Origin of the sequence: Streptococcus sp. HMSC074B11 (assembly GCF_001808705.1) — a bacterium.
GTDB lineage: Bacteria > Bacillota > Bacilli > Lactobacillales > Streptococcaceae > Streptococcus.
This window is the reverse complement of sequence record NZ_KV794219.1, coordinates 21,934-45,742: the sequence shown is the minus strand read 5'-3', so window position 1 is coordinate 45,742 and position 23,809 is coordinate 21,934. Positions and strand designations below refer to the sequence as shown.

Annotated in this window: 27 protein-coding genes and 2 other annotated features; of the genes, 4 read left to right on the top strand and 23 right to left on the bottom strand. The window is 41.5% G+C overall.

What is annotated here, in order from left to right; translation table 11 throughout:
- The 3 genes from HMPREF2619_RS00515 to typA all read right to left on the bottom strand — a co-directional run.
- Window positions 1-687: YSIRK-type signal peptide-containing protein (locus HMPREF2619_RS00515; RefSeq protein ID WP_070458127.1), on the bottom strand; the 687-nt coding region annotated here is incomplete at its 3' end.
- Between the two features lie 365 nt (window positions 688-1,052).
- Window positions 1,053-1,298, bottom strand: a complete 246-nt coding sequence (locus HMPREF2619_RS00510; RefSeq protein ID WP_045763157.1) for a DUF3165 family protein — start codon at window positions 1,296-1,298, stop codon at window positions 1,053-1,055.
- A gap of 19 nt (window positions 1,299-1,317) precedes the next feature.
- Window positions 1,318-3,159: a translational GTPase TypA gene (gene typA, locus HMPREF2619_RS00505; RefSeq protein WP_049503436.1), complete on the bottom strand. Its 1,842-nt coding sequence runs from the start codon at window positions 3,157-3,159 to the stop codon at window positions 1,318-1,320.
- A gap of 161 nt (window positions 3,160-3,320) precedes the next feature.
- On the opposite strand from typA, the gene HMPREF2619_RS00500 reads away from it, so the two are divergent.
- Window positions 3,321-4,046, top strand: a complete 726-nt coding sequence (locus HMPREF2619_RS00500; protein ID WP_070458124.1) for a 16S rRNA pseudouridine(516) synthase — start codon at window positions 3,321-3,323, stop codon at window positions 4,044-4,046.
- A 42-nt stretch (window positions 4,047-4,088) separates the two neighbouring features.
- On the opposite strand, the gene HMPREF2619_RS00495 is transcribed toward HMPREF2619_RS00500, so the two are convergent.
- The 8 genes from HMPREF2619_RS00495 to HMPREF2619_RS00460 form a co-directional block, all read right to left on the bottom strand.
- Complete coding sequence (locus HMPREF2619_RS00495) at window positions 4,089-4,316, bottom strand: hypothetical protein (protein WP_070458121.1); 228 nt, start codon at window positions 4,314-4,316, stop codon at window positions 4,089-4,091.
- Between the two features lie 166 nt (window positions 4,317-4,482).
- Window positions 4,483-4,710 (bottom strand): hypothetical protein, encoded by a 228-nt coding sequence (locus tag HMPREF2619_RS00490; RefSeq protein ID WP_006145992.1) that lies wholly within the window; start codon window positions 4,708-4,710, stop codon window positions 4,483-4,485.
- A gap of 91 nt (window positions 4,711-4,801) precedes the next feature.
- Window positions 4,802-5,182 carry a rhodanese-like domain-containing protein gene (locus HMPREF2619_RS00485; RefSeq protein ID WP_000259323.1) on the bottom strand — a complete coding sequence of 127 codons (381 nt, stop codon included), beginning with the start codon at window positions 5,180-5,182 and terminating at the stop codon, window positions 4,802-4,804.
- A 5-nt stretch (window positions 5,183-5,187) separates the two neighbouring features.
- Window positions 5,188-5,412, bottom strand: coding sequence for a YqgQ family protein (locus HMPREF2619_RS00480; protein WP_000646475.1), 225 nt, complete (start codon window positions 5,410-5,412; stop codon window positions 5,188-5,190).
- Between the two features lie 68 nt (window positions 5,413-5,480).
- Window positions 5,481-5,942 carry an ECF transporter S component gene (locus HMPREF2619_RS00475; RefSeq protein WP_049529908.1) on the bottom strand — a complete coding sequence of 154 codons (462 nt, stop codon included), beginning with the start codon at window positions 5,940-5,942 and terminating at the stop codon, window positions 5,481-5,483.
- On the bottom strand, window positions 5,920-6,693 hold the full coding sequence (locus HMPREF2619_RS00470; protein WP_070458118.1) for a bifunctional hydroxymethylpyrimidine kinase/phosphomethylpyrimidine kinase: 774 nt from the start codon (window positions 6,691-6,693) through the stop codon (window positions 5,920-5,922). Before HMPREF2619_RS00470 ends, HMPREF2619_RS00475 begins: the two co-directional genes overlap by 23 nt.
- Window positions 6,683-7,432 carry a tRNA pseudouridine(38-40) synthase TruA gene (truA, locus tag HMPREF2619_RS00465; protein ID WP_070458114.1) on the bottom strand — a complete coding sequence of 250 codons (750 nt, stop codon included), beginning with the start codon at window positions 7,430-7,432 and terminating at the stop codon, window positions 6,683-6,685. Before truA ends, HMPREF2619_RS00470 begins: the two co-directional genes overlap by 11 nt.
- 85 nt (window positions 7,433-7,517) lie before the next feature.
- Window positions 7,518-7,973, bottom strand: a complete 456-nt coding sequence (locus HMPREF2619_RS00460) for a GNAT family N-acetyltransferase (protein ID WP_070458133.1) — start codon at window positions 7,971-7,973, stop codon at window positions 7,518-7,520.
- Between the two features lie 70 nt (window positions 7,974-8,043).
- Between HMPREF2619_RS00460 and HMPREF2619_RS00455 the strand changes: the two genes are divergently transcribed.
- Window positions 8,044-8,706 (top strand): prepilin peptidase, encoded by a 663-nt coding sequence (locus HMPREF2619_RS00455; RefSeq protein WP_070458110.1) that lies wholly within the window; start codon window positions 8,044-8,046, stop codon window positions 8,704-8,706.
- On the opposite strand, the gene trpA is transcribed toward HMPREF2619_RS00455, so the two are convergent.
- The 12 genes from trpA to HMPREF2619_RS00390 all read right to left on the bottom strand — a co-directional run bounded on the left by trpA (window position 8,675) and on the right by HMPREF2619_RS00390 (window position 22,310).
- Window positions 8,675-9,457: a tryptophan synthase subunit alpha gene (trpA, locus tag HMPREF2619_RS00450; protein ID WP_070458107.1), complete on the bottom strand. Its 783-nt coding sequence runs from the start codon at window positions 9,455-9,457 to the stop codon at window positions 8,675-8,677. The two genes, HMPREF2619_RS00455 and trpA, sit on opposite strands and share 32 nt — an antisense overlap.
- Window positions 9,450-10,673, bottom strand: a complete 1,224-nt coding sequence (trpB, locus tag HMPREF2619_RS00445) for a tryptophan synthase subunit beta (protein ID WP_070458104.1) — start codon at window positions 10,671-10,673, stop codon at window positions 9,450-9,452. Before trpB (HMPREF2619_RS00445) ends, trpA begins: the two co-directional genes overlap by 8 nt.
- Window positions 10,651-11,250 (bottom strand): phosphoribosylanthranilate isomerase, encoded by a 600-nt coding sequence (locus tag HMPREF2619_RS00440; protein ID WP_070458100.1) that lies wholly within the window; start codon window positions 11,248-11,250, stop codon window positions 10,651-10,653. Before HMPREF2619_RS00440 ends, trpB (HMPREF2619_RS00445) begins: the two co-directional genes overlap by 23 nt.
- Window positions 11,237-12,004 carry an indole-3-glycerol phosphate synthase TrpC gene (gene trpC / locus HMPREF2619_RS00435; protein WP_070458097.1) on the bottom strand — a complete coding sequence of 256 codons (768 nt, stop codon included), beginning with the start codon at window positions 12,002-12,004 and terminating at the stop codon, window positions 11,237-11,239. Before trpC ends, HMPREF2619_RS00440 begins: the two co-directional genes overlap by 14 nt.
- A complete protein-coding gene (gene trpD, locus HMPREF2619_RS00430; protein WP_070458094.1) occupies window positions 12,001-13,005 on the bottom strand; it encodes an anthranilate phosphoribosyltransferase in 1,005 nt (334 codons plus the stop codon). The genes trpC and trpD overlap by 4 nt, the downstream gene beginning before the upstream one ends.
- A 10-nt stretch (window positions 13,006-13,015) precedes the next feature.
- Window positions 13,016-13,582 (bottom strand): aminodeoxychorismate/anthranilate synthase component II, encoded by a 567-nt coding sequence (locus HMPREF2619_RS00425; protein WP_070458091.1) that lies wholly within the window; start codon window positions 13,580-13,582, stop codon window positions 13,016-13,018.
- The gene (trpE, locus tag HMPREF2619_RS00420; RefSeq protein ID WP_070458087.1) at window positions 13,579-14,940 is read right to left on the bottom strand and encodes an anthranilate synthase component I; all 1,362 of its coding nucleotides are present in this window, start codon (window positions 14,938-14,940) and stop codon (window positions 13,579-13,581) included. Before trpE ends, HMPREF2619_RS00425 begins: the two co-directional genes overlap by 4 nt.
- A gap of 71 nt (window positions 14,941-15,011) precedes the next feature.
- Window positions 15,012-15,244, bottom strand: a binding site (T-box leader).
- The gene (gene trpB / locus HMPREF2619_RS00410) at window positions 15,235-16,413 is read right to left on the bottom strand and encodes a tryptophan synthase subunit beta (protein WP_000208448.1); all 1,179 of its coding nucleotides are present in this window, start codon (window positions 16,411-16,413) and stop codon (window positions 15,235-15,237) included. Its footprint overlaps the feature before it by 10 nt.
- Before the next feature lie 63 nt (window positions 16,414-16,476).
- Window positions 16,477-16,707 (bottom strand) — a binding site (T-box leader).
- A gap of 60 nt (window positions 16,708-16,767) precedes the next feature.
- Window positions 16,768-17,994, bottom strand: coding sequence for a DegT/DnrJ/EryC1/StrS family aminotransferase (locus HMPREF2619_RS00405; protein WP_070458083.1), 1,227 nt, complete (start codon window positions 17,992-17,994; stop codon window positions 16,768-16,770).
- A gap of 40 nt (window positions 17,995-18,034) precedes the next feature.
- Entirely contained in the window at window positions 18,035-18,727 is a 693-nt protein-coding gene (locus HMPREF2619_RS00400) for a sugar transferase (protein ID WP_000922181.1), read from the bottom strand.
- 105 nt (window positions 18,728-18,832) lie between these two features.
- Complete coding sequence (locus HMPREF2619_RS00395; protein WP_070458080.1) at window positions 18,833-20,575, bottom strand: ABC transporter ATP-binding protein; 1,743 nt, start codon at window positions 20,573-20,575, stop codon at window positions 18,833-18,835.
- A complete protein-coding gene (locus HMPREF2619_RS00390; RefSeq protein ID WP_070458076.1) occupies window positions 20,565-22,310 on the bottom strand; it encodes an ABC transporter ATP-binding protein in 1,746 nt (581 codons plus the stop codon). Before HMPREF2619_RS00390 ends, HMPREF2619_RS00395 begins: the two co-directional genes overlap by 11 nt.
- Window positions 22,311-22,572: 262 nt before the next feature.
- On the opposite strand from HMPREF2619_RS00390, the gene HMPREF2619_RS00385 reads away from it, so the two are divergent.
- Together HMPREF2619_RS00385 and HMPREF2619_RS00380 are read left to right on the top strand one after the other, a co-directional pair.
- On the top strand, window positions 22,573-23,400 hold the full coding sequence (locus tag HMPREF2619_RS00385; RefSeq protein WP_070458073.1) for an exodeoxyribonuclease III: 828 nt from the start codon (window positions 22,573-22,575) through the stop codon (window positions 23,398-23,400).
- A gap of 11 nt (window positions 23,401-23,411) precedes the next feature.
- Window positions 23,412-23,798: a bleomycin resistance protein gene (locus HMPREF2619_RS00380; RefSeq protein WP_070458070.1), complete on the top strand. Its 387-nt coding sequence runs from the start codon at window positions 23,412-23,414 to the stop codon at window positions 23,796-23,798.
- The last annotated feature ends 11 nt before the right edge of the window (window positions 23,799-23,809 follow it).

Below are 23,809 nucleotides of genomic sequence, written 5' to 3'. Positions count from 1 at the left end.
TTCTGTCGTCACTTCAAGCTCTGGTTTCACTTGGACCAAACTTGGAACACCTTCGCTTGGAATTGAGGTGGATTCTAGCTTATCTGCTTGTAGGGAATGAGGTTTTGTATCTTCAGTCTTAGAAATTTCCTCATTTTCTCTTACAAAGTAATAACCTGTAAATTCATACCCCTCAATCCTTTCTGGACTAGGCAAAAATTCTCCTACAACTGTTTTGACAAGAGCTGGACGAAGCTCCACTAAGTTCTCCAAGGCAGAAACCGATAGAGCAGTCCCACCTACAGCCAAAACTGTCACTAGAAAGAGAGAGGCACCCTTTCTCTTTTTAATGAGAGTGAGCGAAACTAACAAGAGTCCTGTACCTAGCACTGGCAGGATGGCATTTGAAAACAAGCCAGTATCCGGTAACTTCGCAGTAGATTTTCGGTAGACGAAGTAATAATCCTTACCTTCCTCCACTTGGATAGCATTCTCTTCAAACCAACGTAGTTCAGCCTTCAAAGATTCAGGCAAGTCTTTATCTTCCACATAGTGTGACACTAGCTGGGGAATCCTTTCCTCTGCAAGCACAGTATTTCCACTTGTGCCTACAAAAAATAAACTCGTTCCTAATAAGACGGAACAAGTTCCTAATGCATACTTTCTCAAAGAAAAGCGTTGTTTTTCTTTAAAATGATGTTGTTTCATGACAAACTCCAATTTCGTATCTATTCCTTCTTCCAGTATATCAAAAATAGTAAACGCCTACAAAGGATTTGAATAACAAAATTGTTATATTTAGCTTCTTTATCCAATTTTGAAAGAAAAGCATCCGTAGCCTTTGTAAACATTCACAGTAAGAATGTGATTTCCTCCCAGAAGTTCTTCTATTATCTGCTACTTAATAAAAATCTATAGTGAATGAAAGTAGGAAGTCGATGAAGCTGAAAGAACCTAAATTTCTAGATTCTACAAAGCAAAAACCACAAGTAAACTCAGTTTTTCTGACTTCACTTGTGGTATGTTTAATAAATATCTTTACTGAATTCTAGCAGAACTCCACAGCCGTTTTCCTATCTCTTTTTCACCGACATTAAGGATATATCTCGCAAACTAAAGTAAGTAAGGACCAGCATGGCTACTGTAATAAAGAATTCTGTTGGTAGCTGAAAGATTTGCAGGATGGACAACATGAGCAAAATCACGAGGGAAACGAGACCAAAAACAAGAATTACAATATTAACCGTTCCCTTGATACTTTGAGGTGTCGCAAATATATAGAGTAAGAGTAATAAAATCCCTATGATTAAATAGACCATTTTCTGCTCTTTCTAGCTCTTATTCAGCTGATTTTTTCTTTTTGTTTGCTTTCTCACGCTCTGCCTTGTTAAGGATTTGTTTACGCAAACGAATAGATTCAGGCGTTACTTCCATGTATTCATCGTCGTTCAAGAACTCAAGTGATTCTTCAAGAGTCAAGATACGAGGAGTCTTGATAACCGCTGTTTGGTCCTTGGTAGCTGAACGAACGTTGGTCATTTGTTTGGCTTTAGTGATATTAACTGTCAAGTCATTTTCACGAGAGTTTTCACCGATGATCATTCCTTCGTAAACCTCAGTACCTGGGTTAACAAAGATTGTTCCACGTTCTTCGATAGACATGATAGAGTAAGTCGTTGCCTTACCAGTATCGATAGAAACAAGTGCACCACGGTGACGTCCACCGATTTCACCTGGAATCAATGGCAAGTATTGATCGAAGGTATGGTTCATGATACCGTAACCACGAGTCATTGACAAGAACTCAGTTGAGTATCCAATCAAACCACGCGCAGGAACGAGGAAGACCAAACGAGTTTGACCATTACCAGTTGAGATCATATCCAACATTTCACCTTTACGTTCAGAAAGGCTTTGGATAACGGATCCTTGGTATTCTTCAGGTGTGTCAATTTGCACGCGTTCAAATGGTTCACATTTGACGCCATCAATTTCTTTTACGATAACTTCTGGACGAGATACTTGAAGCTCATAGCCCTCACGACGCATTGTTTCAATGAGGATTGACAAGTGCAATTCCCCACGTCCTGATACAGTCCATTTATCTGGTGAGTCAGTTGGTTCAACACGAAGAGAAACGTCTGTTTGCAATTCTGCTTGAAGGCGCTCTTCAACCTTACGAGAAGTGACCCATTTACCTTCACGACCAGCAAATGGTGAGTTGTTGACCAAGAAAGTCATTTGAAGTGTTGGCTCATCGATGTGAAGAACTGGAAGAGCTTCAACTGCGTCTGTAGGAGTAATTGTTTCACCAACGAAGATATCTTCCATACCTGAAACGGCAATCAAGTCACCAGCTTTAGCTTCTTGAATTTCACGACGTTCCAAACCAAAGAAACCAAAGAGTTTTGTGACACGGAAGTTCTTAGTTGTACCATCCAATTTAGAAAGGGTAACTTGGTCCCCAACCTTTACACTACCACGGAAGACACGTCCGATACCGATACGACCTACGAAGTCATTGTAGTCTAAAAGTGACACTTGGAATTGAAGGGGCTCATCTGAGTTATCAACTGGAGCTGGAATGTGGTCGATAATAGTGTCAAAGATTGGCGCCATAGTCTTTTCTTGGTCTGCTGGATCATCTGACAATGAAGATGTTCCGTTGATAGCTGACGCATAAACAACTGGGAAGTCAAGTTGGTCATCATCCGCACCAAGCTCGATGAAAAGTTCCAAGACTTCATCTACTACTTCTGCTGGACGAGCTGATGGCTTATCAATCTTGTTAACCACAACGATAGGCACAAGGTCTTGTTCCAAGGCTTTTTTCAATACGAAACGAGTCTGTGGCATGGTTCCTTCGTAGGCATCTACGACCAAAACAACACCGTCAACCATTTTCATGATACGTTCAACTTCTCCACCGAAGTCCGCGTGCCCTGGTGTGTCCATGATATTGATACGAGTTCCGTTGTAGGCAACTGCTGTATTTTTCGCAAGGATGGTGATCCCACGCTCTTTTTCAATATCGTTTGAGTCCATTGCGCGCTCTGCCAACTCTGTACGCGCGTCAAGAGTTTCAGATTGTTTCAACAATTCGTCAACAAGGGTAGTTTTACCGTGGTCGACGTGGGCGATAATCGCGATATTACGGATATCTTCTCTTAATTTTGTCATGATTTCCTCTATTGTATTCAAAAATTTATTTTCTAACTGAACGATTATACCACAATTTTGAGCAAATGACTTAACTCAAGTAAGTGTAAATGTTTTCACTGTACTTTTCTTTTCACTTCAAGCCTTTTCAAAGCAAGCGACTTATGATAAGATAGGCTGGTATGCGTTTAGATAAATTATTAGCTCAGGAAAAAATCAGTCGAAAAGCCATGAAACAAGCTCTTTTGAAAAAAGAAATTTTAGTTGATGGACTCCCTGCTAGTTCCCTTGCACAGAATGTTGATACAGGACTTCAAGAACTGATGTTCCAAGGCATAAGAATTCAAGGATACGAACACACCTACCTCATGCTCCATAAGCCAAATGGAGTCGTAACTGCAAGCAAGGATAAGAAACTCCCAACGGTCATGGACCTCCTTCCTCAGCATCTCCAGTCTGACCAACTCTACGCCATCGGTCGTCTGGATCGGGATACGACAGGACTCCTCCTCTTAACAGACAATGGGCCTCTAGGTTTTCAACTCCTCCATCCTCAATACCATGTCGATAAAACTTACCAAGTAGAGGTCAATGGAGCACTGACTCCTAATCATATCCAAGAATTTAAGAATGGAATTGTATTTTTAGACGGAACTACCTGTAAACCTGCTCAACTTGAGATTTTATCCTCAAGTCCTAGTCTCAGCAAAGCCACTATCACCATCTCTGAAGGAAAGTTTCATCAAGTCAAAAAAATGTTCCTCTCTGTTGGTGTCAGGGTCACTGCCCTAAAACGAGTTCAATTTGGAGATTTTATGTTAGACTCTGACCTAGCAGAAGGTGGTTTCCGACCTCTAAACAAAGAAGAACTGCGGATTATTAAAACATACTTAGAAAATAGTGGATAAAACAAAAAAGCTTTAAACAAATAAAGCTTTTTTAAATCTTCTTTAGCGTACGAATAGCATAACACCTAAAATAAAGTGAAGTGCAGAAATGACAATCCCTAGGATGGACAAATTTTTTTCTCTCTTATAGTCTAGTCCAGATTCTTTTTGATGTGAGTTAGCTAAGACTAGACCAATAATCCCCAAAATCAAACTTACCACTGGCGAAAGCAAACCAAGAATGATAGATAAGATTCCTAAGACAAGTGACGCTTTTTTCTTTTCTTGCATATTCTAAAAACTCCTTAAACTAAACACAAATGAATAATACCATAAAAATCGGCTTTATCAATTGGGTGAAAAATATTAGCACTATGTTATCCGATTCTTGAACCGAGAAGAGTGGATAAAACAAAAAAAGCTTTTAAAAATAAAGCTTTTTTTGTTAGAATCCTGATTAGTGCATCATTAAGATGAGTCCTGCAACCCAGTTAATTACAGAAACTACAATCCCTACGATATTAAGAATTCGTTCTGTTTTATAGTCTAATTCAGATTCTTTTTGATGTGAATTAGCCAAGACTAGACCAATGATCCCCAAAACGAGACCTACGATTGGAGATAGCAAACCAAGAACGATAGATAGGATACCTAAAACAAGTGATGGTTTTTTCTTTTCTTTCATCTTCAAAAAACTCCTTAAATTTTATACTAACAATTATACCATAAAAAGCCGAGACTTTATATTAAACATATGTGACAAGTTTTTTCACATTTTAATTAGACTTCACCTTCCCAGTCCATGAATCCAATCCGTAAGAGAGGATATAAATTTCTGAGAAGCCTTGCTTTTTCAAGAAAAGTGCTGCATTGGTCACACGTTGCGCACGTTGGTTTTCATATAGAAGGACTGGTTTATCCTTGCGAAGAGCTGCAAGACTTGTCTTCAATTGATTTGAAGGAATATTACGAGCTCCAAGGATATGTTTTCTGTGGAAGTCAGCTGGATCACGCAAGTCAATTAACTGACCTGTACGAATCAAAGACTCAAACTCTGCATTGTCTACAATTTTTGCTGCACGACGAATGCGAAGGTAGTTGTATCCCATCCAAGCCAACATCGCTACAATAAGTCCCCATAATACCCAAGTTACCATATTACCTAATCTCCATTTTTTTCTAAATAGTCTAATTCTAGTTTGTGCTCTCTGCGAAGAACAGCTTCTGCTTCAAGATAATCTAGCTTATCCATCAAGCCTGCATCATAAATCCGTGATAGTTCAATCTTCATCAGTTCAATGTCATAGAGACGTTTTCCCATATAAACAATGATACCGAACTGTTTGAGAAATTGTTGCACATCGTAGAGTGTTTTCATAGCTTTCATTTTAGCAAATAATCAGAGTTTTTTCAATAGTTCCCTAATAGTTCGGAGTAGGTTTCCTTTTTTCACTATTATCTGAATTTCTTTACACTGTGACAAAGAAGAAATCCTAGAGTCATTCCAACAACATTTTGCATGAGATTTGGGATGATTTCTGGAATAGCTGCTCCCCAACCATTCATCCAAGCTGATGCCAAGGCATAACCAGCCACCATGAATAGAGTCGCTAAGACTAATCCTAACCATTGCCATTTCCCTTTAAAGCCTGCAAAATAGCCTTGCAAACCATGATTGATTAAGCTAAAAATCATCCACTGAGGGTAGCCTGAAATGAGGTCAATGAGAAATCCTGCTAACCCTCCGACAACGGCTCCTTCACGGCTTCCAAAGTAAAAGGCTGTGAAGAAGACTCCAACGTCCAAAAGTGTTAGAAAACCAGTTGGTGTTGGGATTTTTATAAAATACCCCAATACGACAGAACTGGCTGCTAAGATAGATACTAGGGCGATTTTAGTTGTTTTGGTTTGCTTCATATTGTCTCACTCCATATTGATCTGCTTGTGCAATAGCTCGGTAAACAAAGGCTTTAGAACTTTCTACTGCTGGTAAAAGTTCTTCTCCCTTAACTAGCTGGCTAGCAATACTTGATGCAAAGGTACATCCTGCACCAGCATTTTGTCCTTGAATGACTGGGTTTTCAAGAATAGTGAAATTCTCTCCATCATAAAAGACATCCACAGCCTTATCCTTACTGAGACGATTTCCTCCCTTGATAATGACTGCTGGCGCTCCTAAGTCATGCAATTTCTGCGCTGCAGACTTCATATCTTCTAAGGTTTCAATCTTTTGATCTGCTAGCAATTCTGCCTCAGGTAGATTGGGTGTAATGACAGTCACATAAGGGAAAAAGCGAATCAACTCTTGACAGAGTTCGCTAACTGCAACATCATGCGTTTCCTTACAAACCAATACAGGATCCAGAACGACAGGGACTCCTGATCTTTCCTTGATGAAATTCAATGCTTTCTCAGCAACACCAACAGTCGGCAAGAGACCAATCTTAATCCCTCCAAAGTCTACGCTTTTAAGACTATCCAACTGTTGTTGAAAAATAGTCTCATCCGTCGGGAAGACTTCAAAACCATTTTCTGTCAAGGCAGTCAAGCAAGTCATGGCTACAAAACCATGCAAACCATTCAAAGTATAGGTCGCAAGATCAGCAGCTAGTCCACCACCACTAAAAATATCATTTCCTGAAAGTGCTAAAATACGATTATTCTTCATAACGAATCTCCTTTAAATACAATCCATTAGGTGCTGCAGTTGGACCTGCCAACTGTCTGTCTTTTTTCTCCAAGATAAGGTCAATCTGTTCAACTGGCATACGGTTATTACCAATTTTCAGCAAGGTTCCAACCATATTTCGAATCTGCTTATAGAGGAAACCATTGCCTGAGAAAGTAAAGGTCAAAAACTGACCTGTTTCATCAACCATAAGACTAGCTTCCGTGATCGTTCTTACCTTGTCCTCCACACTGGTTCCGGCAGCAGTAAAACCGGTGAAATCATGGGTTCCTTCTAATTTCTTCACAGCCTTTTGCATGCGTTCCACATCTAGTGGATAGGGATAGTGGGTAGCATAATGACGTTTCATAGGATTTTTAGGACGCCCCCTGTCCACAATAAACTCGTAGGTTTTGCTATGCTTGGCATAACGGCAATGAAAATCATCAGCCACTATCTCAATCGAAATCACATCAATATCTTCAGGACTTTGAGTATCGAGAGCAAAGCGAAGCTTTTCCTCATCCATCTGATAGGGAAGATCAAAGTGGATGACCTGCCCTAAGGCATGAACACCACTGTCCGTTCGCCCAGCACCATGAATGGTAATGGCCTGCCCTTTATTTAATTTGGTTAAAGTTTTTTCAATTTCCTCTTGGACACTACGCGCGTGTGGTTGCCGTTGAAAACCAGCAAAGGCGTAACCATCATAGGAAATGATAGCTTTATATCTAGTCATATATCTATTTTATCAAGAAAATTTCTCTGCAACAAGTTTGAAAACCAAAAATTGTACGGGTACAGTTCTCAGTATCATCTAGTCCTTACCTAGATTTTCTCATCATATATTTTTGTTCTGGAATTTCAATAGTCTGAACAATTTCAAATCCTTCTTTTTGGTAAAGATTGTAAGCTGTTTGATTTGCCTCGTAGACATTTAGAGAAATAGTATCTATGTCTTCATTTTCAAAGGCCAAACTAACAAATTTCCTTAAAGCCTGGCTACCTAAGCCCTGCCCCTGTTTCTGAGGATTGATAAAAAATCTCCCGATATGAAGATTCCTGTCTTCTAGCCTGATTTTCTGGATGACACCTACAAACTCTTCATCAGCAAAAATGGAAAAAATTCCTTCCAGCTTTTGTAAGGATTGGACAATCAAGGGACAAGAAATTTTGGGTCCCATCCATTGCTTCTGAAAACTTTCTCCCAAAGCATTAGACCAGCGACAAATGAGTTGGGCATTTTCTATCTGAAGTCCTTTTTCAAAGTGAATTTTCATATTTGCTTCTAAAATTTCTCCTTTATCCAACTATTATACTCTTTCTCTTATTTTTTCCGAATTAATAAGTATGATTCACCTTTACTTTTTTCTTGTTGGAGCTATTTTTGCTTCCTTTCTTGGATTGGTCATTGATCGTTTCCCTGAGCAATCCATTGTTTTCCCTGCTAGTCACTGTGATTCTTGTCAGACTCGCTTGAAATCACTGGATTTGATTCCGATTGTCTCTCAAGTAGTCCATGGCTTTCGCTGTCGCTATTGCAAGGCCCACTATCCTTTCTGGTATACCCTCTTTGAGTTATTCTTGGGGCTACTCTTTCTAACTTTTTCTTTGGGATTTCTAACTTTGAATCAAGTCATTTTGATCGCCGCTGGCTTGACCTTAGGCATCTACGACTTTCGTCATCAAGAATATCCCTTGCTAGTCTGGCTGACTTTTCACTTATTCCTCATAGTTTGCTGTGGTTGGAATCTAGTTATGATTTTCTTTCTTATCTTGGGAATTTTGGCTCACTTTATCGATATCCGCATAGGTGCTGGAGATTTTCTCTTTCTGGCTTCTTGTGCACTTATTTTTAGCCTAACTGAAATGCTGATTTTAATTCAATTTGCCTCCACGACTGGTATCCTAGCCTTTCTCCTACTAAAGAAAAAGGAAAGACTTCCTTTTGTGCCTTTCCTCTTGCTGGCCGCTTGTATGATTATTTTTGGTAAGCTAGTGCTTCTCGGATAAAGTCAGCGATTTCTCCTACTTGTCCTTCATGCAGAGCCTTAACAATCTTGGAACCGACGATAACGCCATCCGATACCTCATTGAAACGTTCTACATCAGCCTGTGTGGATACACCAAAACCTGTCAATACTGGAATATGTGCCACTTGATGAAGTTGAGCCAAGTGCTTGTCCAAATCATCTCGGTAGTTTCCTGATTTTCCTGTCACTCCATTAATAGCAACAGCATAGACAAAACCTTCAGCTCCCTCAATGAGTTCTTTTTGACGCTCCATTCCTGTCGTTAAGCTTACAAGTGGAATCAAAGCAATGTCTGTATCTGCCAAGAAGGGCTCTACAAAATTAGCATGTTCATGAGGGAGGTCTGGGATAATCAATCCCTTGACCGCTGTAGTAGAAAGGTCTTTGACAAATTTCTCAACACCGTACTGAAAGAGGGGGTTAAAATAGGTCATGATGACAAGCGGGATTTCTGTTTCAATGGTTTTCAAGGTTTCAACCAAAGCCTGGGTAGAGGTTCCGCGAGCTAGACTGCGCAAGCCTGCTTCTTCGATAACAGGACCATCTGCAACAGGGTCTGAGAAAGGAACTCCCACTTCAATAGCAGACACACCCAAGTCTTCTAAAAAGCGAATTGTTTCAGCAAGACCATCCAAACCTTTTTCATGGTCTCCAGCCATGATATAGGGAACGAAAATTCCTTTTCCAGTTACTTTGATAGCGTTCAATTTTTCTGTTAGAGTCTTAGGCATGAGCTTCTCCCTTCTTTGCTGCGTCTGCTTCCAATCGGTCTTTAACTTGAATTACATCCTTGTCCCCACGACCTGATAGACAGACAATCATAGACTTGTCTGGTCCAAGTTCTTTAGCCAATTTCACTGCGAAAGCGATAGCGTGACTAGATTCCAAGGCAGGGATAATTCCTTCCACACGAGACAAGAGTTGGAATCCTTCCAAGGCCTCTTCATCTGTCACAGGCACATAGGACGCGCGTTTGATATCGTGGTAATGTGAATGTTCTGGACCGATACCAGGATAGTCCAAACCTGCTGAGATTGAGAAAGCTTCTAGGATTTGACCATGAGCATCTTGGAGCACATCCATGAGAGAACCATGGAGAACACCTGGACGACCCTTGGTCAAGGTTGCTGCATGATGCTCTGTATCCACACCGAGTCCTGCTGCTTCAGCTCCATACATAGCCACTGACTCATCTTCCACAAATGGATGGAAAAGTCCGATGGCATTAGAGCCACCACCAACACAGGCTACTAGGGCATCTGGTAAATTTTCACCTGTCAATTCACGGTACTGTTGTTTGGCTTCTCGTCCGATAACACTTTGGAAATCACGAACAATTTCTGGGAAAGGATGAGGCCCCAAGGCAGAACCAAGGATATAGTGGGTATCATCAATATTAGCCACCCATGAACGAAGGGCTGCATTGACCGCATCCTTGAGCACGCGCGAACCATCTGTCACTGCCTCGACCTTGGCTCCCAAAAGCTCCATACGGAATACATTGAGGGCTTGGCGTTTGACATCTTCCTCACCCATATAGATGGTACATTCCATGTTAAAGAGAGCCGCAGCTGTTGCAGTTGCCACACCGTGCTGACCAGCACCTGTCTCTGCGATAATTTTCTTTTTACCCATGCGTTTAGCAAGCAAAACTTGTCCCAAGGCATTGTTAATCTTGTGGGCCCCTGTATGGTTAAGGTCTTCACGTTTAAGATAAATCTTGGCTCCGCCGATATGTTGGGTCAAGTTTTTTGCGTAGTAAAGGGGAGTTTCACGACCCACATACTGGCGTAAGAGTTGGTTTAATTCCTCTTGGAAACTTGGGTCTGCCTGACTTTCACGATAGGCCTTCTCTAACTCCAAAACTGCTGTCATCAATGTTTCTGGGACAAAACGTCCGCCGAATTTTCCGTAAAATCCATCTTTATTTGGTTCCTGATATGCCATGCTTTACCCTCTCTATAAATCTTCTAATCTTTTCATGATCTTTTTGTCCATCTGTCTCCACTCCGCTCGATACATCTACTGCATAGGGAGTAAAGTGTTGAATTGCTTTTATTACATTGTCTTCCTTAAGCCCACCTGCGATAAAGAAGGGCTGAGTTAATCCAGTCGTATCCAGTTGACCCCAATCAAAGGTCTGGCCACTCCCTGCCACAGGGGCATCAAAGAGTAGATAATCTGCCTGAGAATTGGGTACATGCCCCCCTTCATCGACCTGAACAGCCTGAATACTTGCACAAGGCAAATCCCCAAACAAATCATCCGCCACCTGACCGTGAACTTGTACAAAGTCCAAACCAACTTTGTCTACCGCTTCTAACAGTTCTGCCCGACTGGGTGAAACAAATACTCCAACTTTTTTAACGTTGACAGGAATGAGCTTTGCCAGCTCAGCAGCCTGTTCCAAGGTCACCTGTCTTTTGCTAGGAGCAAAGACAAAACCAATGTAGTCTGCTCCAGCCGACACAGTTGTTTTTACGGCTTCTTTGGTCGATAGTCCACAAATCTTAACTTTTGTCAATTTGCAACTCCCTGATTCTCTGGGCTACATCTTCAGCTTGCATGAGAGCTGTTCCCACCAAAATTCCGTTAAAGTATGGTGCAACTCGTTTCGCATCTTCTTCTGTAAAAATAGCAGATTCAGAAATGTACAAGCAATCGTCCTTAAAGTATTGGGCCAAGTCTACACTGGTCTGCAAGTCAACTTCAAAGGTAGTCAAATTGCGATTGTTGACACCGATAATTTGAGCGCCAAGACGGTGAGCTACTTCTAGCTCCGCTAGATTATGAGTTTCCACTAATACTTCTAGACCTAGCTCTGTCGCATAGCCATACAGTTCCTTGAGGCGTTCTTCTGATAAAGCCGCTACGATGAGCAAGATAACTGTCGCACCTGCATTGCGAGCACGGATGATTTGCTTTTCATCGATGATAAAATCCTTGTTCAGTGTCGGAATCTGTACCTGGTTGGAAATCTCACGAAGATAATCCAAATGACCTTTGAAGAAAACTTCATCTGTCAGAACAGAAATCATAACAGCGCCGTTAGCCTCGTAAGTCTTGGCCTGTTGAACAATATCCACATCCAGATTGATATCACCCATACTTGGACTCGCCTTCTTGACCTCTGCAATGATTTGCAAGCGGTCCTGATGGTTTTTCAAATATTCAGCTAAGCGATAGCTTTCACGCAAAGGTTGAAGCTCCTCTCGCTCCATCGTTTCAACTTCACGCGCCTTCTGCTCTAAGATACGCAACAAAAATTCCTGACTCATCTTTGGTACTCCTGTAATAGTCTGAGTTTTTCAAGGGCCTTACCGCTGGCAATCACTTGACGTGCCATTTTAACTCCGTCTTTGATACTATCTACCTTACCATTGGCATAAAAACCAAGGCCAGCATTTAAGACTGTTGTTTCTAAGAATGGACTTGGTTCATTATTAAGAACGCTGACAAGGATGGCTGCATTCTCATGAGCATTACCACCACGAATGTCCTCAATGGCAATGCGTTCCATTCCCAAATCTTCTGGAGTAAAGGTTGACAAAGTGATTTCACCATTTTCAAGAAGGGCAATGCTGGTAGTTCCATTCAAACCAGCTTCATCCAATCCTTCTGGACCAGCTACTACGATAGCACGTTTGCGACCCATATTTTTCAAAACCTGAGCAGTACTTTCCAGAAGTTCTGGACGACTGATTCCTAGAAGCTGTGTTTCCAAGACCATTGGGTGAATGAGTGGACCTGTCAAATTCATGATAGTTGGAATTCCCAACTCCAAGCGTGCTGGCATGATGTATTTCATAGCTGGGTGCATGTTTTTGGCAAAGAGAAAGACGATTCCTGTTTGATCAAATACCTTCCCCAATTGTGCTGGCTTGAGGTCAATATTGATTCCCAAAGCTTGCAAGACATCTGCTGACCCAGATTTTGAGGAGATGGAGCGATTTCCATGTTTGGCCATGTGGATTCCCCCACCTGCCAAGACAAAGGCTGCAGTTGTTGAGATGTTAAAGCTAAATGACTTATCTCCACCTGTACCGCAGTTATCCATAGCATCTTGAATATTTGTTGGAATGTGTTGAGCATGTCCTCTCATAACTTGAGCGAGGGCTGTTCTTTCTTCAGGTGTTTCCCCCTTCATCTTAAGGGCTAAAAGGAGTGAAGCAATTTGTGCTTCTGTCACTCGCCCTGTCACGATACGTTCGATCACATCTGTCATTTCAACACTTGATAAATCTTCAAAGTTCGCTAATTTTTCAATAATTTCTTTCATTTTGTGTTCCTCACTTTACAACTTTCTCGATAAAATTCTGAATAGAAGATAGACCATCTGGCGTTCCAATACTTTCTGGATGATACTGCAAGCCATAAATCGGCAAGGTTTTGTGTTGAATCCCCATAATAGCTTGGTCATCTGTCGAACGGGCTGTCACTTCAAACTCTTCTGGCATCTCTTCAATTAAAATACTATGGTAACGCATGACTGGACGATTGTCCTCAATTCCTTGATAGAGAACTGATGGAGTCTCAAATCGAATCTGGCTTTGTTTACCGTGCATAACTTTAGGAGCCAAACCCAACTTACCACCAAAGACTTCTGCGATGGCTTGGTGCCCCAAACAAATCCCTAGAATAGGTTTCTTACCTGCAAAACCACGAATCATTTCTTCCATTTTCCCAGCATCAGCTGGCCAACCTGGGCCAGGAGAAAAGACCAGTCCATCTGCCTTTGTAGCTTCTTCATAAAGGTTTGGATCATCATTTCTCAAAACCTGAACTTCTGCGAAATTCCCGATATATTGAGCCAGGTTATAAGTAAATGAATCATAATTGTCAATCAATAAAATCATGGTCTTAGTTCTCCCATTCTTGTCATAGATTTAGCTTTGTTAATCGTTTCTTGGTATTCATTCTGAGCGATGGAATCATAAACAATTCCTGCACCAGCCTGTACGTAGGCCCTTTTATTTTTAAGAATCATGGTTCGAATTGCAATAGCAAAATCCATGTCTCCAGTTGCTGATAAGTAACCGATAGCTCCTGCATAGACACCTCGCTTCTCTGTTTCTAGTTCATAGATGCGTTTCATGGCCCGAATCTTTGGTGCTCCCGATACTGTTCCTGCCGGAAGTGTCGCCTTTAAGGCATCCATGGCAGTCAGTTCTGGTAATAAATGTCCTTTAACCACGCTGGTCAAATGCATGACATAGCGGAAAAGTTCGACTTCCATATACTTGGTTACTTGGACACTTGCTGTTTCAGCAATTCTACCGATATCATTTCGTCCCAAGTCCACCAACATTCGGTGTTCTGCCGTTTCCTTTTCATCAGAAAGTAGATCATTTGCAAGTGCTGCATCTTCCTCGTCATTGGCACCTCTAGGTCGCGTACCTGCAATTGGATTGGTTGTCACAATGCCATTTTTGACGGAAACCAAGCTCTCTGGACTGGCACCGATAATTTGGTAATTTCCAAAATCATAAAAGTAGAGGTAATTTGATGGATTGGTCACTCGGAGATTTCTGTAGAAGTCAAAAGGATTTCCAGTTACCTCTGCGGAGAAGCGCTGGCTAAGCACACATTGGAACATATCTCCGTTGCGAATCAAGTCGCGAGCTGTTTCTACCATTTCTTCAAATTTCTGAGGTGCAATATGTGGTCTAAACTGAAGTGGAGAAACGTCCAAATCTTCAAATTCATTTGGAGCAGGGATTTTCAACTCTTCTAAAACCTGATCTAAAGCCACTTCTAGTTCTTCACTACTACGCTCACTGTAGAGAGCATCCTCTATGATATGAATTTTTTCTTTCTTATGGTCAAAAACTATATAACTCTCATATACGAAGAAATGCATATCTGGTGTCCCAATCGTATCCTCAGGGAGCTGGCCAATTTCTTCATAAAGAGAAATCATATCGTAGCCAACAAAGCCAATAGCTCCACTACCAAAGGGTAGTTCTGAATGGTGCTGACTCTTATAAGTTACTTCATAAAGGAAATCCAAAGGATCACGATCAATCACTTGACCATTTTGATAAAGAACTCCATTTTCGAACTTAATTTCAAAAACTGGGTTATAGGCTAAGATAGAAAAACGAGCATTTTCCTTTTCTCTTGGGATACTTTCAAGTATGACCTTGTGATTTCCGTTCAAACGCATATAAGCCAAGATTGGTGATAAAACATCTCCATGAATGATTCGTTCCATTGTAATTTCCCTTTCAGTTCTTCTTAAATCCCGTGTTTATTCTACAAAAAATCCCCACGCAAAATAACTTGCGTGAGGACGAAATTCGCGGTGCCACCTCAATTATAGGATTTCTCCTATCTCTCATTCCTGTCTCAGATAGCTCCTGTAACAGGCTGTGCGATAAAGGGCACTCCCTTGAGAATTATGTTTTCTTCTCTCGTTTTCAGATAGACCCAATCTTACAGCTTTCTCTGCTTGTTTTCAGCAACCACAAGCTCTCTGTGAGAGAAATCTCTGTATCTTTTCCATCTTTTATTTTTTATCTTCAAGGTAGTCTGCAATAGCAGCTACGTCCTTGTCTCCACGACCAGAGACATTAATGACGATAATCTCGTCTTTACTTAGTTTTGGTGCTCGTTTGACTGCTTCTGCAATAGCATGGGAGCTTTCAATAGCTGGGATAATTCCCTCAGTCTTGCTAAGTAAAAGCAAGGCTTGGACAGCTTCTTCATCAGTCGCTGCGACATACTCTACACGACCAGAGTCTTTAAAGAATGCGTGTTCTGGTCCAACCCCTGGATAGTCTAAACCAGCAGAGATAGAGTAAACAGGTGCAACATTTCCATCTTCGCCAAAGACTGCATAGGTTTTCATTCCATCGACAATCCCTACACTACCCTTGGTCATTGTTGCCGCGTGTTTGTCGGTATCTAAACCGTGACCAGCAGCTTCTACCCCAACCAATTTTACTTCTTCATCAGCTACATACTGTGAAAAAGCTCCGATAGCATTGGAACCACCGCCCACACAGGCAATGACGTAGTCTGGTAGACGTCCTTCTTTTTCCAAGATTTGACGACGTGATTCTTCACTAATAACCTTTTGGAATTCATGAACAATCGTTGGATAAGGATGAGGGCCTACAGCAGATCCTAAAACGTAGAAGGCTTCAAGGTCATTCATCCATGCTCCAAAGGCTGCATCAACCGCATCTTTGAGGGTACGAGTACCAGTTTCAACTGCGTGAACAGTTGCTCCCATCATCTCCATACGGAAGACATTGAGACGTTGACGCTCCACATCTTCTGCCCCCATGTAGACATCACATGCCATACCAAATTTGGCTGCAGCTGCAGCTGTCGCAACACCGTGCTGCCCAGCTCCTGTCTCAGCAATCACACGTTTTTTACCCATGCGTTTAGCAAGAAGGATTTGTCCAAGGACATTGTTAAGTTTGTGTGACCCAAGATGGTTAAGATCTTCACGCTTGAGATAAATCTTAGCTCCACCTAGGTGCTCTGTCAAACTTTCTGCAAAATAGAGCGGTGTTTCACGACCTGAATAATCCTTCAAGTAATGGCGAAACTCAGCTAAAAACTCTGGATCATCCTTGTATTTATCAAAAGTCACTTCCAACTCATCTAATAAAGCCTGAATTGGTTCTGGTACAAAACTACCACCAAACTGTCCAAAATAACCTTTAGTTGTCATAAATTTTTCCTCTTTTCCATTGTTCCAAAATATGAAAAAGCCCACACACGGAATCTACTTCCATGTGAGGGCGTTTGTAACGCGGTACCACCTCATTTGTAAAGAGAATATCCCCTTTACATCTCTGCCTTGTCTAACAACAAGTTGCACTGTAAGGTGTGCCTACCGAATTTTCATTGTTTCAAATTCACTTTTAAAATCAGCCCAATTTCACTAGTTCCAACCACCTGTTCACAGTAACCACAGGCTCCCTGAAGATTAAAAATAATTACTTTTCTGATTTGTTGAGTTAATTATATGTTATTGTTTTTTCTTTGTCAACCGTTTTCACTAATTTTTTACTAATTTTTTTAATTATTTTTGTGAAGCACCTAGAACTTCATCAGAAACTTTGACAAAAGTCTCAATGATATAATCTACTTCTTCATCCGTTAATTTGGTGTGAAGCGGTAGTGTAATCTCGTTTACAAAGTAGGCATAAGCTTTAGGATAGTTTGCCATATCAAAGCCAAGATTCTTATAGGCAGTCAAAAGTGGAAGCGGTTTGTAGTGAACGTTACTTGCGATTCCAGCTTTGGCCAATTCTTGGATGATTTGATTACGTTGCTCAAGACTAGCACCTTCTACATGGGTAACGTAAAGGTGACGACAAGATTCAACAGTATCTGTCTCATGCGCCAATGGGTGAATACGAGTTCCTGTAAATCCACGGTCATAGCGAGTTACGATTTCTTTTCGACGTTGAAGCAAGCTAGGATAACGATCCAATTGTACCAAACCAATTGAAGCCATGATATCCGTCATGTTGCACTTGTAGGCAGGAGTTACGATATCGTATTCCCATGAACCTAGTTGCATCTTAGCTAGCGCATCCTTCGTTTGACCATGAAGAGATAGGATTTGGAATTCCTTGTACATTTCTTCATCGTCAATAGCTGGATTAGCTTTCCAGGTCGCACTTCCTCCTTCAGCAGTTGTAAAATTCTTAACTGCGTGGAAAGAGAATGATGTAAAGTCTGCAATGGAACCAGCTGGTTGTCCCTTGTAGGTTGAACCCAAAGCATGGGCGCTATCTGATACAACAACGATACGGTTAAAGACTTTTTGCCACTTGCTAGTAGCTGTAAAGAGGTCACGTTTCTTCTCAACAACTTGGAACAAACGGTCATAGTCACAGATAATCCCTGCAAGTTCTACTGGGATGATAACCTTAGTCTTCTCAGTAATCGCTTGCTCAAGTTTGTCATAGTCCATTTCAAAGGTATCACCTTGGATATCAACCATTACTGGTGTCGCACCTACGTGAGTGATAACGCTACATGATGCTGTATAAGTCATAGCTGGAACGATAACTTCATCGCCAGACCCCACTTCAAGCACGCGCAAGATCAATTCAAGAGCTGCTGTTGCAGAGTTAAGGCAGACTGTCTTAGGTGTCTGAGTATAGACGGACAGACGACGCTCCAATTCTTTTGTCTTAGGTCCTGTTGTAATCCAACCAGAACGGAGGGTATCTGCTACTTCAGCAATTTCTGCTTCGGTAATATCGGGTGGTGAAAATGGAATATTATACTTTGGCATTGTTTTACTCCTTTTATCGGTTTTCAATCTTAGGACTACTTTATTTTAAAACTTCAAATACAGTCTGGAACATGATTTTGATATCTCCGAAGAAATTAAAATCACGTAGGTAGGCTAGATTATAGTGCATCTTTTCTGGAAGGACTCTTTCGACATAAGCTTGGTCGACCGACATACCTTTTGCAGTCATTTGACTGATAATGGCATCCTCGTCCTTATAGTTAATGCTGGCAAGCGATGTAATCCCTGCTGGTAAGAGCAAGGTAGCCATCATTTCAGGGCTGTACTGCTCAGTATAGCGTGGTACTTCTGGACGAGTTCCCACAAAGGACATCTCTCCTTTGAGAACATTGACCAATTGTGGAAGTTCATCCAAACGAACACGGCGAATGAAATTTCCAACCTTGGTGATACGGCTGTCATTGGCAGAAGTTACTAGACTTCCTTTCTTGTCCGCATCGGTCACCATGGTCCGGAATTTCCAAATCTTGAAATGTCGGTTGTACTGGGTTACCCGCACTTGCTTGTAAATGACTGGACCCTTGCTATCTAGCTTGATCCAAATGCTTAGAATTAGAAATACGGGTGAGGTCAAGATTAACAAGACCAATGCTAGAAACAAATCTAGACAGCGCTTGAGAATCAGAGAGCCTTTTCTTTTAGAAACAAGCTGGTAGTATGGTTTTACCTCACTTAATTGCATTTCTTGAGGTAGTTCATCCCATTTCAGCATGCACATTCTCCTCTGTTTTTTAATATGTAATCTTTAAACATTCTACATTATACCACAAAATGAAAGAGGCAGTGCAAGAAATCTGTATTTTAAAGGAATTCTTCTCTAAGAAAGAGCCCCTGCCTGCAAACTATACATCTTGTGATAGGTTCCTCCCAAGGCTAAAAGTTCCTCGTGTGTGCCGCTCTCAATAATACGTCCCTTATCAAGGACATAGATACAGTTAGCATCCTGAATGGTAGAAAGACGATGGGCAATGGCAATGGTCGTCCGGCCCTGTCTCATCTTGGCTAGAGAATTTTGGACCAAGGCTTCTGTTTCAGAATCAATATTGGCTGTTGCTTCATCCAAAATCAGAATTTTCGGTTGACTGGCAACGGTTCTAGCAAAAGCAAGAAGCTGACGTTGACCAGTTGAGAAACTCGAACCACGCTCAGACACAGGGGCATCATAGCCTAATGGAAGATCCCGAATGAAAGAATCTGCATCGACAAATTCTGCCGCAGCCTTAACCTGATCATCGCTGATATCTTGGTACATAGCGATATTGGACTTGATGGTCCCATGATAGAGGAAGGGTTCCTGTAGGACAAGACCGATATTTTTTCTCAATTCCTCTTGGCTATACTTACGAATATCCACACCATCTAGGAGAACTCGACCAGACTGGAATTCATAAAAGCGCATGAGAACATTAATGATAGAAGATTTCCCAGAACCTGTATGTCCGACAAAGGCAATAGTTTCACCTTTATTGACGGTAAAGGAGATATCATCGAGAATCTGATGTTTTCCGTCATAAGAGAAAGACACATGTTCAAAACGGATATTTCCTTCTTGAATCTCCGCTTGTCCATCTTCTTGGACCGGTTCATAGTTGGTCTCATCGATAAGTGCAAAAACACGACCTGCTGACACCATAGATGTCTGAAGTGTAGAAAAGTTTTGTGTTACCTCGATGAGGGGGTCAAAGAGACGATTGATATACTGGATAAAGGCATACATGGTTCCTGCTGTTATGCCTAAATAAAGACCACGATAACCAAAGTAAGCCATCAAAACCGCATAGCCCAAAAGCTTCAACAAACTCATAGCTGGACGTAAAAAGAGGGAGTCCAAAGCTACTGAACGGTTGGCGTAGACCAGATGTTCCTGGTTTATCCCATCAAACTCTTCTTGCAGGCGCTTTTCTTGATTAAAGGCTTGAATAATGCGAATCCCTTCGATATTTTCAGCCAGCTTACTGTTAATATCTGACAAGAGACTTCTGGTTTTTTCGATAACCTTGACGGATTTTTTACGGTAGAGATTGACCAAAAGGAAAATCAAAGGCAGGAAGAGCAAGACTAAAGCAGTCAGACGATAGTCCAGAACTAACATGGTATAAAGGGTCGTCACGAATATAAAGACTGCCGAGATAAAGCTAGATAAGATCCCCGAAAACATATCACTGATAGTCTCAGTATCATTGGTCAAGCGAGAGACAATAGAGCCTGCAGGTGTTTTATCAAAATAAGACATGCCTAGCTTTTCCATATTGGCAAAGGCATCACGTCGAATGTCTCTAACAATGCTGTAGGACACACGCGCAAAGAGAAGGTTCCCCACATACTGGACAATGGTTTGAAGAATGTAGAGACCATAGTAGGCTAGCAAAACTGTAACAGCGAGCTGGTTGAGATTATGCAGATACTGGTCGATAAAGTGCGAAGCTACCAAGGGGATGATACTCTTGATAACAGTCGTCGTAAGGAGAAAAGCGAGTGCTAAAAAGGTGAGGAGACCGTAAGGCTTGAGATAGGACAACAAGCGTTTCAATACAGCCAATTGTTCTTGTTTATTGCGCATCTTCTTCTCCTTTCATTTCTAATTGTTGTGACTGGTAGGTTTGTGCGTACCAACCATCCAAGGCTAGTAAGTCTTCATGGGTGCCTCGTTCAATGATGCGACCATTTTGCATGACCAAAATCAAATCCGCATGGACAACTGCACTGAGGCGATGGGCAGTGATAATGGTTGTCTTGTCCTTGCGAGTTTCCTTGAGATTATCGATAATTGCGAACTCTGTCTTGGCATCTACCGCCGATAAGGAATCGTCTAAAATCAAGATATCAGGATTTAAAATCATAGCCCGACTCATGGCAAGACGTTGCTTTTGTCCACCAGATAGACTGACACCTTTTTCACCGATAACCGTGTAAAATCCCTGGGGCATGTCTTGAATATCTTGATAGACTTGAGCCAGTTTGGTTACTTTCTCTACTTCTGAGAAAGGCAGGTCAGGATTTCCAAAACGGATATTATCTAGGATAGAGCTGGCAAAGAGAAATTGATCCTGTGGGACATATCCCATCAAACTACGCAAGTCAGCTAGTCGATAGTCACGAATGTCATGGCCATTTAGATAAATGAATCCTTGATCAACGTCATACTCACGTAGGAGCAACTTAATCAAAGCGGTTTTTCCTGAACCAGTCTGTCCAACTAAGCCCAGAGTTTGCCCTTTTTCGAGACTAAAATGAATATCTTTCAGTGTCTCCTCGTCTTCAAAGGCAAAACGATCAATGGCATAGTCCAAACGCCCGTTTTCAATCCCGTCAAGTGGAGATTCTGGGTCTTTGACAGGTGATTCTTGGGACAATAGACTCTCAATCCGTTGATAAGAAACTTTTCCTCTCTGAGTGATATTAAAGAGGAAACCAATCGCCATCAAAGGCCAGACCAACATATCCAAGTAAGAGATAAAGGTAACCAGATTCCCAACGGTTACTTGTCCCGCTTGCACCATAAAGGCACCGACTAAGAGAGTTAAGGCATAAGAAGAACCAACAAAGAGCAAAACCATCGGGTCAAAGAGGCTATCATATTTCATGGTTTGCAGATTTTTTTGGAAGGTCAAATCATTGACTTCCTGGAAAGATGCCAATTCATCAGACTGATAGCCAAAGGACTTGGTTACCTTGATACCTGATACAGATTCTTGAACCTTATTGTTGAGTTCAGAAAAGGCTGCCTGTGATTCTCCGAAAGCCTTATGGGTCTTTCTCCCCAGACGACTAGTCCCATAGGCCATAAACGGCAAAGGTAGAATGGCAACCAAGGTCATCTGCCAAGAAATGCTAAAGAGCATAGTCAAGAGAGTCACCAAGGCTGTGATAGAAGCATCCACCGCAGACATGACACCACCACCTGCTAAACGAGTCAGAGCATTGATATCATTGGTGGCGTGAGCCATCAAATCCCCGGTTCGATAATTCTGATAAAAAGCAGGCGACATCTTTGTAAAATGCTCAAATAGTCTTGAACGCATGATTTGTCCAAGTCGGTAGGAGGTCCCTAGGATATACATGCGCCAAACATAACGCAAGTAGTACATCCCGAAAGCTGCCAGCAGGAGATAAAAGAGATGAAGCAGGAGGTCATCTTGTGTTAATCGTCCCGAAGTGATAGCATCAATCACGCGCCCCATGACCATAGGTGGGATGAGGTTTAGCACAGAGACTAAAACCAGAGCTACAATTCCAACTAGGTAACGGCGTTTTTCTAATTTAAAAAACCACCAGAGTTTTTGGATGATGGACATAAAATTCCTTTCTAATGACAAATGGAAACCTGAGGCGACTGCCTCAGGTTTTTCCTATTCATAGGTGATGACACTAACTTAAACTTTGTCATATTCAGCGATAAAGATACTCAAAGGAGTAACATTTCATTTATTTTCAATCTTTTACATAAATCATTCTTTATTATAAAGGAATGACCTGGATTTTTCAAACTATACGCTGGGGAATTACTTCTTTTTCTGGTATAATATTGTCTATAATCTGAATGAAAAGGTAAACATTATGAAACTGATTTCATGGAATATTGATTCCCTAAACGCTGCACTCACGAGCGACTCTGCGCGTGCGAAATTGTCACAAGACGTTCTCCAAACCTTGGTTGCCGAAGATGCTGACATTATCGCCATCCAAGAAACCAAGCTTTCAGCCAAAGGCCCTACAAAAAAACACCTTGAGGTACTGGAAGAACTCTTCCCAGGCTACGAAAACACCTGGCGTTCCTCTCAAGAGCCTGCTCGTAAAGGCTATGCCGGAACCATGTTCCTCTATAAGAAAGAACTCACTCCAACTATCAGCTTCCCAGAAATTGGCGCACCTTCTACTATGGACTTGGAAGGCCGCATCATTACTTTGGAATTTGATACATTTTTCGTGACTCAAGTTTACACACCAAACGCTGGTGATGGACTCAAACGCTTGGAAGAGCGACAAGTTTGGGATGTCAAATATGCGGAATACTTGGCTGAACTAGACAAGCAAAAGCCTGTCCTAGCAACTGGAGACTACAACGTTGCCCACAAGGAAATTGACCTTGCCAACCCGGCTAGCAACCGTCGTTCACCAGGATTCACAGACGAAGAACGTGAAGGATTTACAAACCTTTTAGCCAAAGGATTTACAGATACCTTCCGCCATATCCATGGCGATGTGCCAGAACGCTATACTTGGTGGGCACAACGCAGTAAGACTTCAAAAATCAACAACACAGGCTGGAGAATCGACTACTGGCTCACAAGTAACCGTGTAGCAGACAAGGTTACCAAGTCAGATATGATCGATTCAGGAGCACGCCAAGACCATACACCGATTGTCTTGGAGATTGAATTATAAGGATTTTCTTTATGGACTACAATGCAGTTATTCCCGAGTTTATGGTCTCAAATATAGAACAGTCCCGTTCCTTCTACTGTGATTTGTTGGGTTTTACCATCGAATACGAACGAGCAGAAGAAAACTTCCTCTTCTTATCGCTTGAAGATTGCCAGCTAATGTTAGAGGAGGGGACCAAGGATGAATTAGTTGAACTGACCTCCCCATTTGGTCGTGGAGTCAATATCTCCTTTGGCATAAAGGATGTTCCTCGACTCTATCAGAAAGTAATCGAGTCTAACTATCCTATTCATCGTCCTTTGACTAAAAGAGAATTTCGAGTTGGCGAACAATATATCTACCCTCATGAATTTGCAGTTTTAGATCCAGATGGCTATTTTTTAAGATTTAGTGAATAGAATAATAAAGC

Coding starts and splice junctions, on each gene's coding strand:
- HMPREF2619_RS00510 (WP_045763157.1), bottom strand. CDS start 1,298: ATGGTCTATTTAATCATAGGGATTTTATTACTCTTACTCTATATATTT.
- typA (WP_049503436.1), bottom strand. CDS start 3,159: ATGACAAAATTAAGAGAAGATATCCGTAATATCGCGATTATCGCCCAC.
- HMPREF2619_RS00500 (WP_070458124.1), top strand. CDS start 3,321: ATGCGTTTAGATAAATTATTAGCTCAGGAAAAAATCAGTCGAAAAGCC.
- HMPREF2619_RS00495 (WP_070458121.1), bottom strand. CDS start 4,316: ATGCAAGAAAAGAAAAAAGCGTCACTTGTCTTAGGAATCTTATCTATC.
- HMPREF2619_RS00490 (WP_006145992.1), bottom strand. CDS start 4,710: ATGAAAGAAAAGAAAAAACCATCACTTGTTTTAGGTATCCTATCTATC.
- HMPREF2619_RS00485 (WP_000259323.1), bottom strand. CDS start 5,182: ATGGTAACTTGGGTATTATGGGGACTTATTGTAGCGATGTTGGCTTGG.
- HMPREF2619_RS00480 (WP_000646475.1), bottom strand. CDS start 5,412: ATGAAAGCTATGAAAACACTCTACGATGTGCAACAATTTCTCAAACAG.
- HMPREF2619_RS00475 (WP_049529908.1), bottom strand. CDS start 5,942: ATGAAGCAAACCAAAACAACTAAAATCGCCCTAGTATCTATCTTAGCA.
- HMPREF2619_RS00470 (WP_070458118.1), bottom strand. CDS start 6,693: ATGAAGAATAATCGTATTTTAGCACTTTCAGGAAATGATATTTTTAGT.
- truA (WP_070458114.1), bottom strand. CDS start 7,432: ATGACTAGATATAAAGCTATCATTTCCTATGATGGTTACGCCTTTGCT.
- HMPREF2619_RS00460 (WP_070458133.1), bottom strand. CDS start 7,973: ATGAAAATTCACTTTGAAAAAGGACTTCAGATAGAAAATGCCCAACTC.
- HMPREF2619_RS00455 (WP_070458110.1), top strand. CDS start 8,044: ATGATTCACCTTTACTTTTTTCTTGTTGGAGCTATTTTTGCTTCCTTT.
- trpA (WP_070458107.1), bottom strand. CDS start 9,457: ATGCCTAAGACTCTAACAGAAAAATTGAACGCTATCAAAGTAACTGGA.
- trpB (WP_070458104.1), bottom strand. CDS start 10,673: ATGGCATATCAGGAACCAAATAAAGATGGATTTTACGGAAAATTCGGC.
- trpC (WP_070458097.1), bottom strand. CDS start 12,004: ATGAGTCAGGAATTTTTGTTGCGTATCTTAGAGCAGAAGGCGCGTGAA.
- trpD (WP_070458094.1), bottom strand. CDS start 13,005: ATGAAAGAAATTATTGAAAAATTAGCGAACTTTGAAGATTTATCAAGT.
- HMPREF2619_RS00425 (WP_070458091.1), bottom strand. CDS start 13,582: ATGATTTTATTGATTGACAATTATGATTCATTTACTTATAACCTGGCT.
- trpE (WP_070458087.1), bottom strand. CDS start 14,940: ATGGAACGAATCATTCATGGAGATGTTTTATCACCAATCTTGGCTTAT.
- trpB (WP_000208448.1), bottom strand. CDS start 16,413: ATGACAACTAAAGGTTATTTTGGACAGTTTGGTGGTAGTTTTGTACCA.
- HMPREF2619_RS00405 (WP_070458083.1), bottom strand. CDS start 17,994: ATGCCAAAGTATAATATTCCATTTTCACCACCCGATATTACCGAAGCA.
- HMPREF2619_RS00400 (WP_000922181.1), bottom strand. CDS start 18,727: ATGCTGAAATGGGATGAACTACCTCAAGAAATGCAATTAAGTGAGGTA.
- HMPREF2619_RS00395 (WP_070458080.1), bottom strand. CDS start 20,575: ATGCGCAATAAACAAGAACAATTGGCTGTATTGAAACGCTTGTTGTCC.
- HMPREF2619_RS00390 (WP_070458076.1), bottom strand. CDS start 22,310: ATGTCCATCATCCAAAAACTCTGGTGGTTTTTTAAATTAGAAAAACGC.
- HMPREF2619_RS00385 (WP_070458073.1), top strand. CDS start 22,573: ATGAAACTGATTTCATGGAATATTGATTCCCTAAACGCTGCACTCACG.
- HMPREF2619_RS00380 (WP_070458070.1), top strand. CDS start 23,412: ATGGACTACAATGCAGTTATTCCCGAGTTTATGGTCTCAAATATAGAA.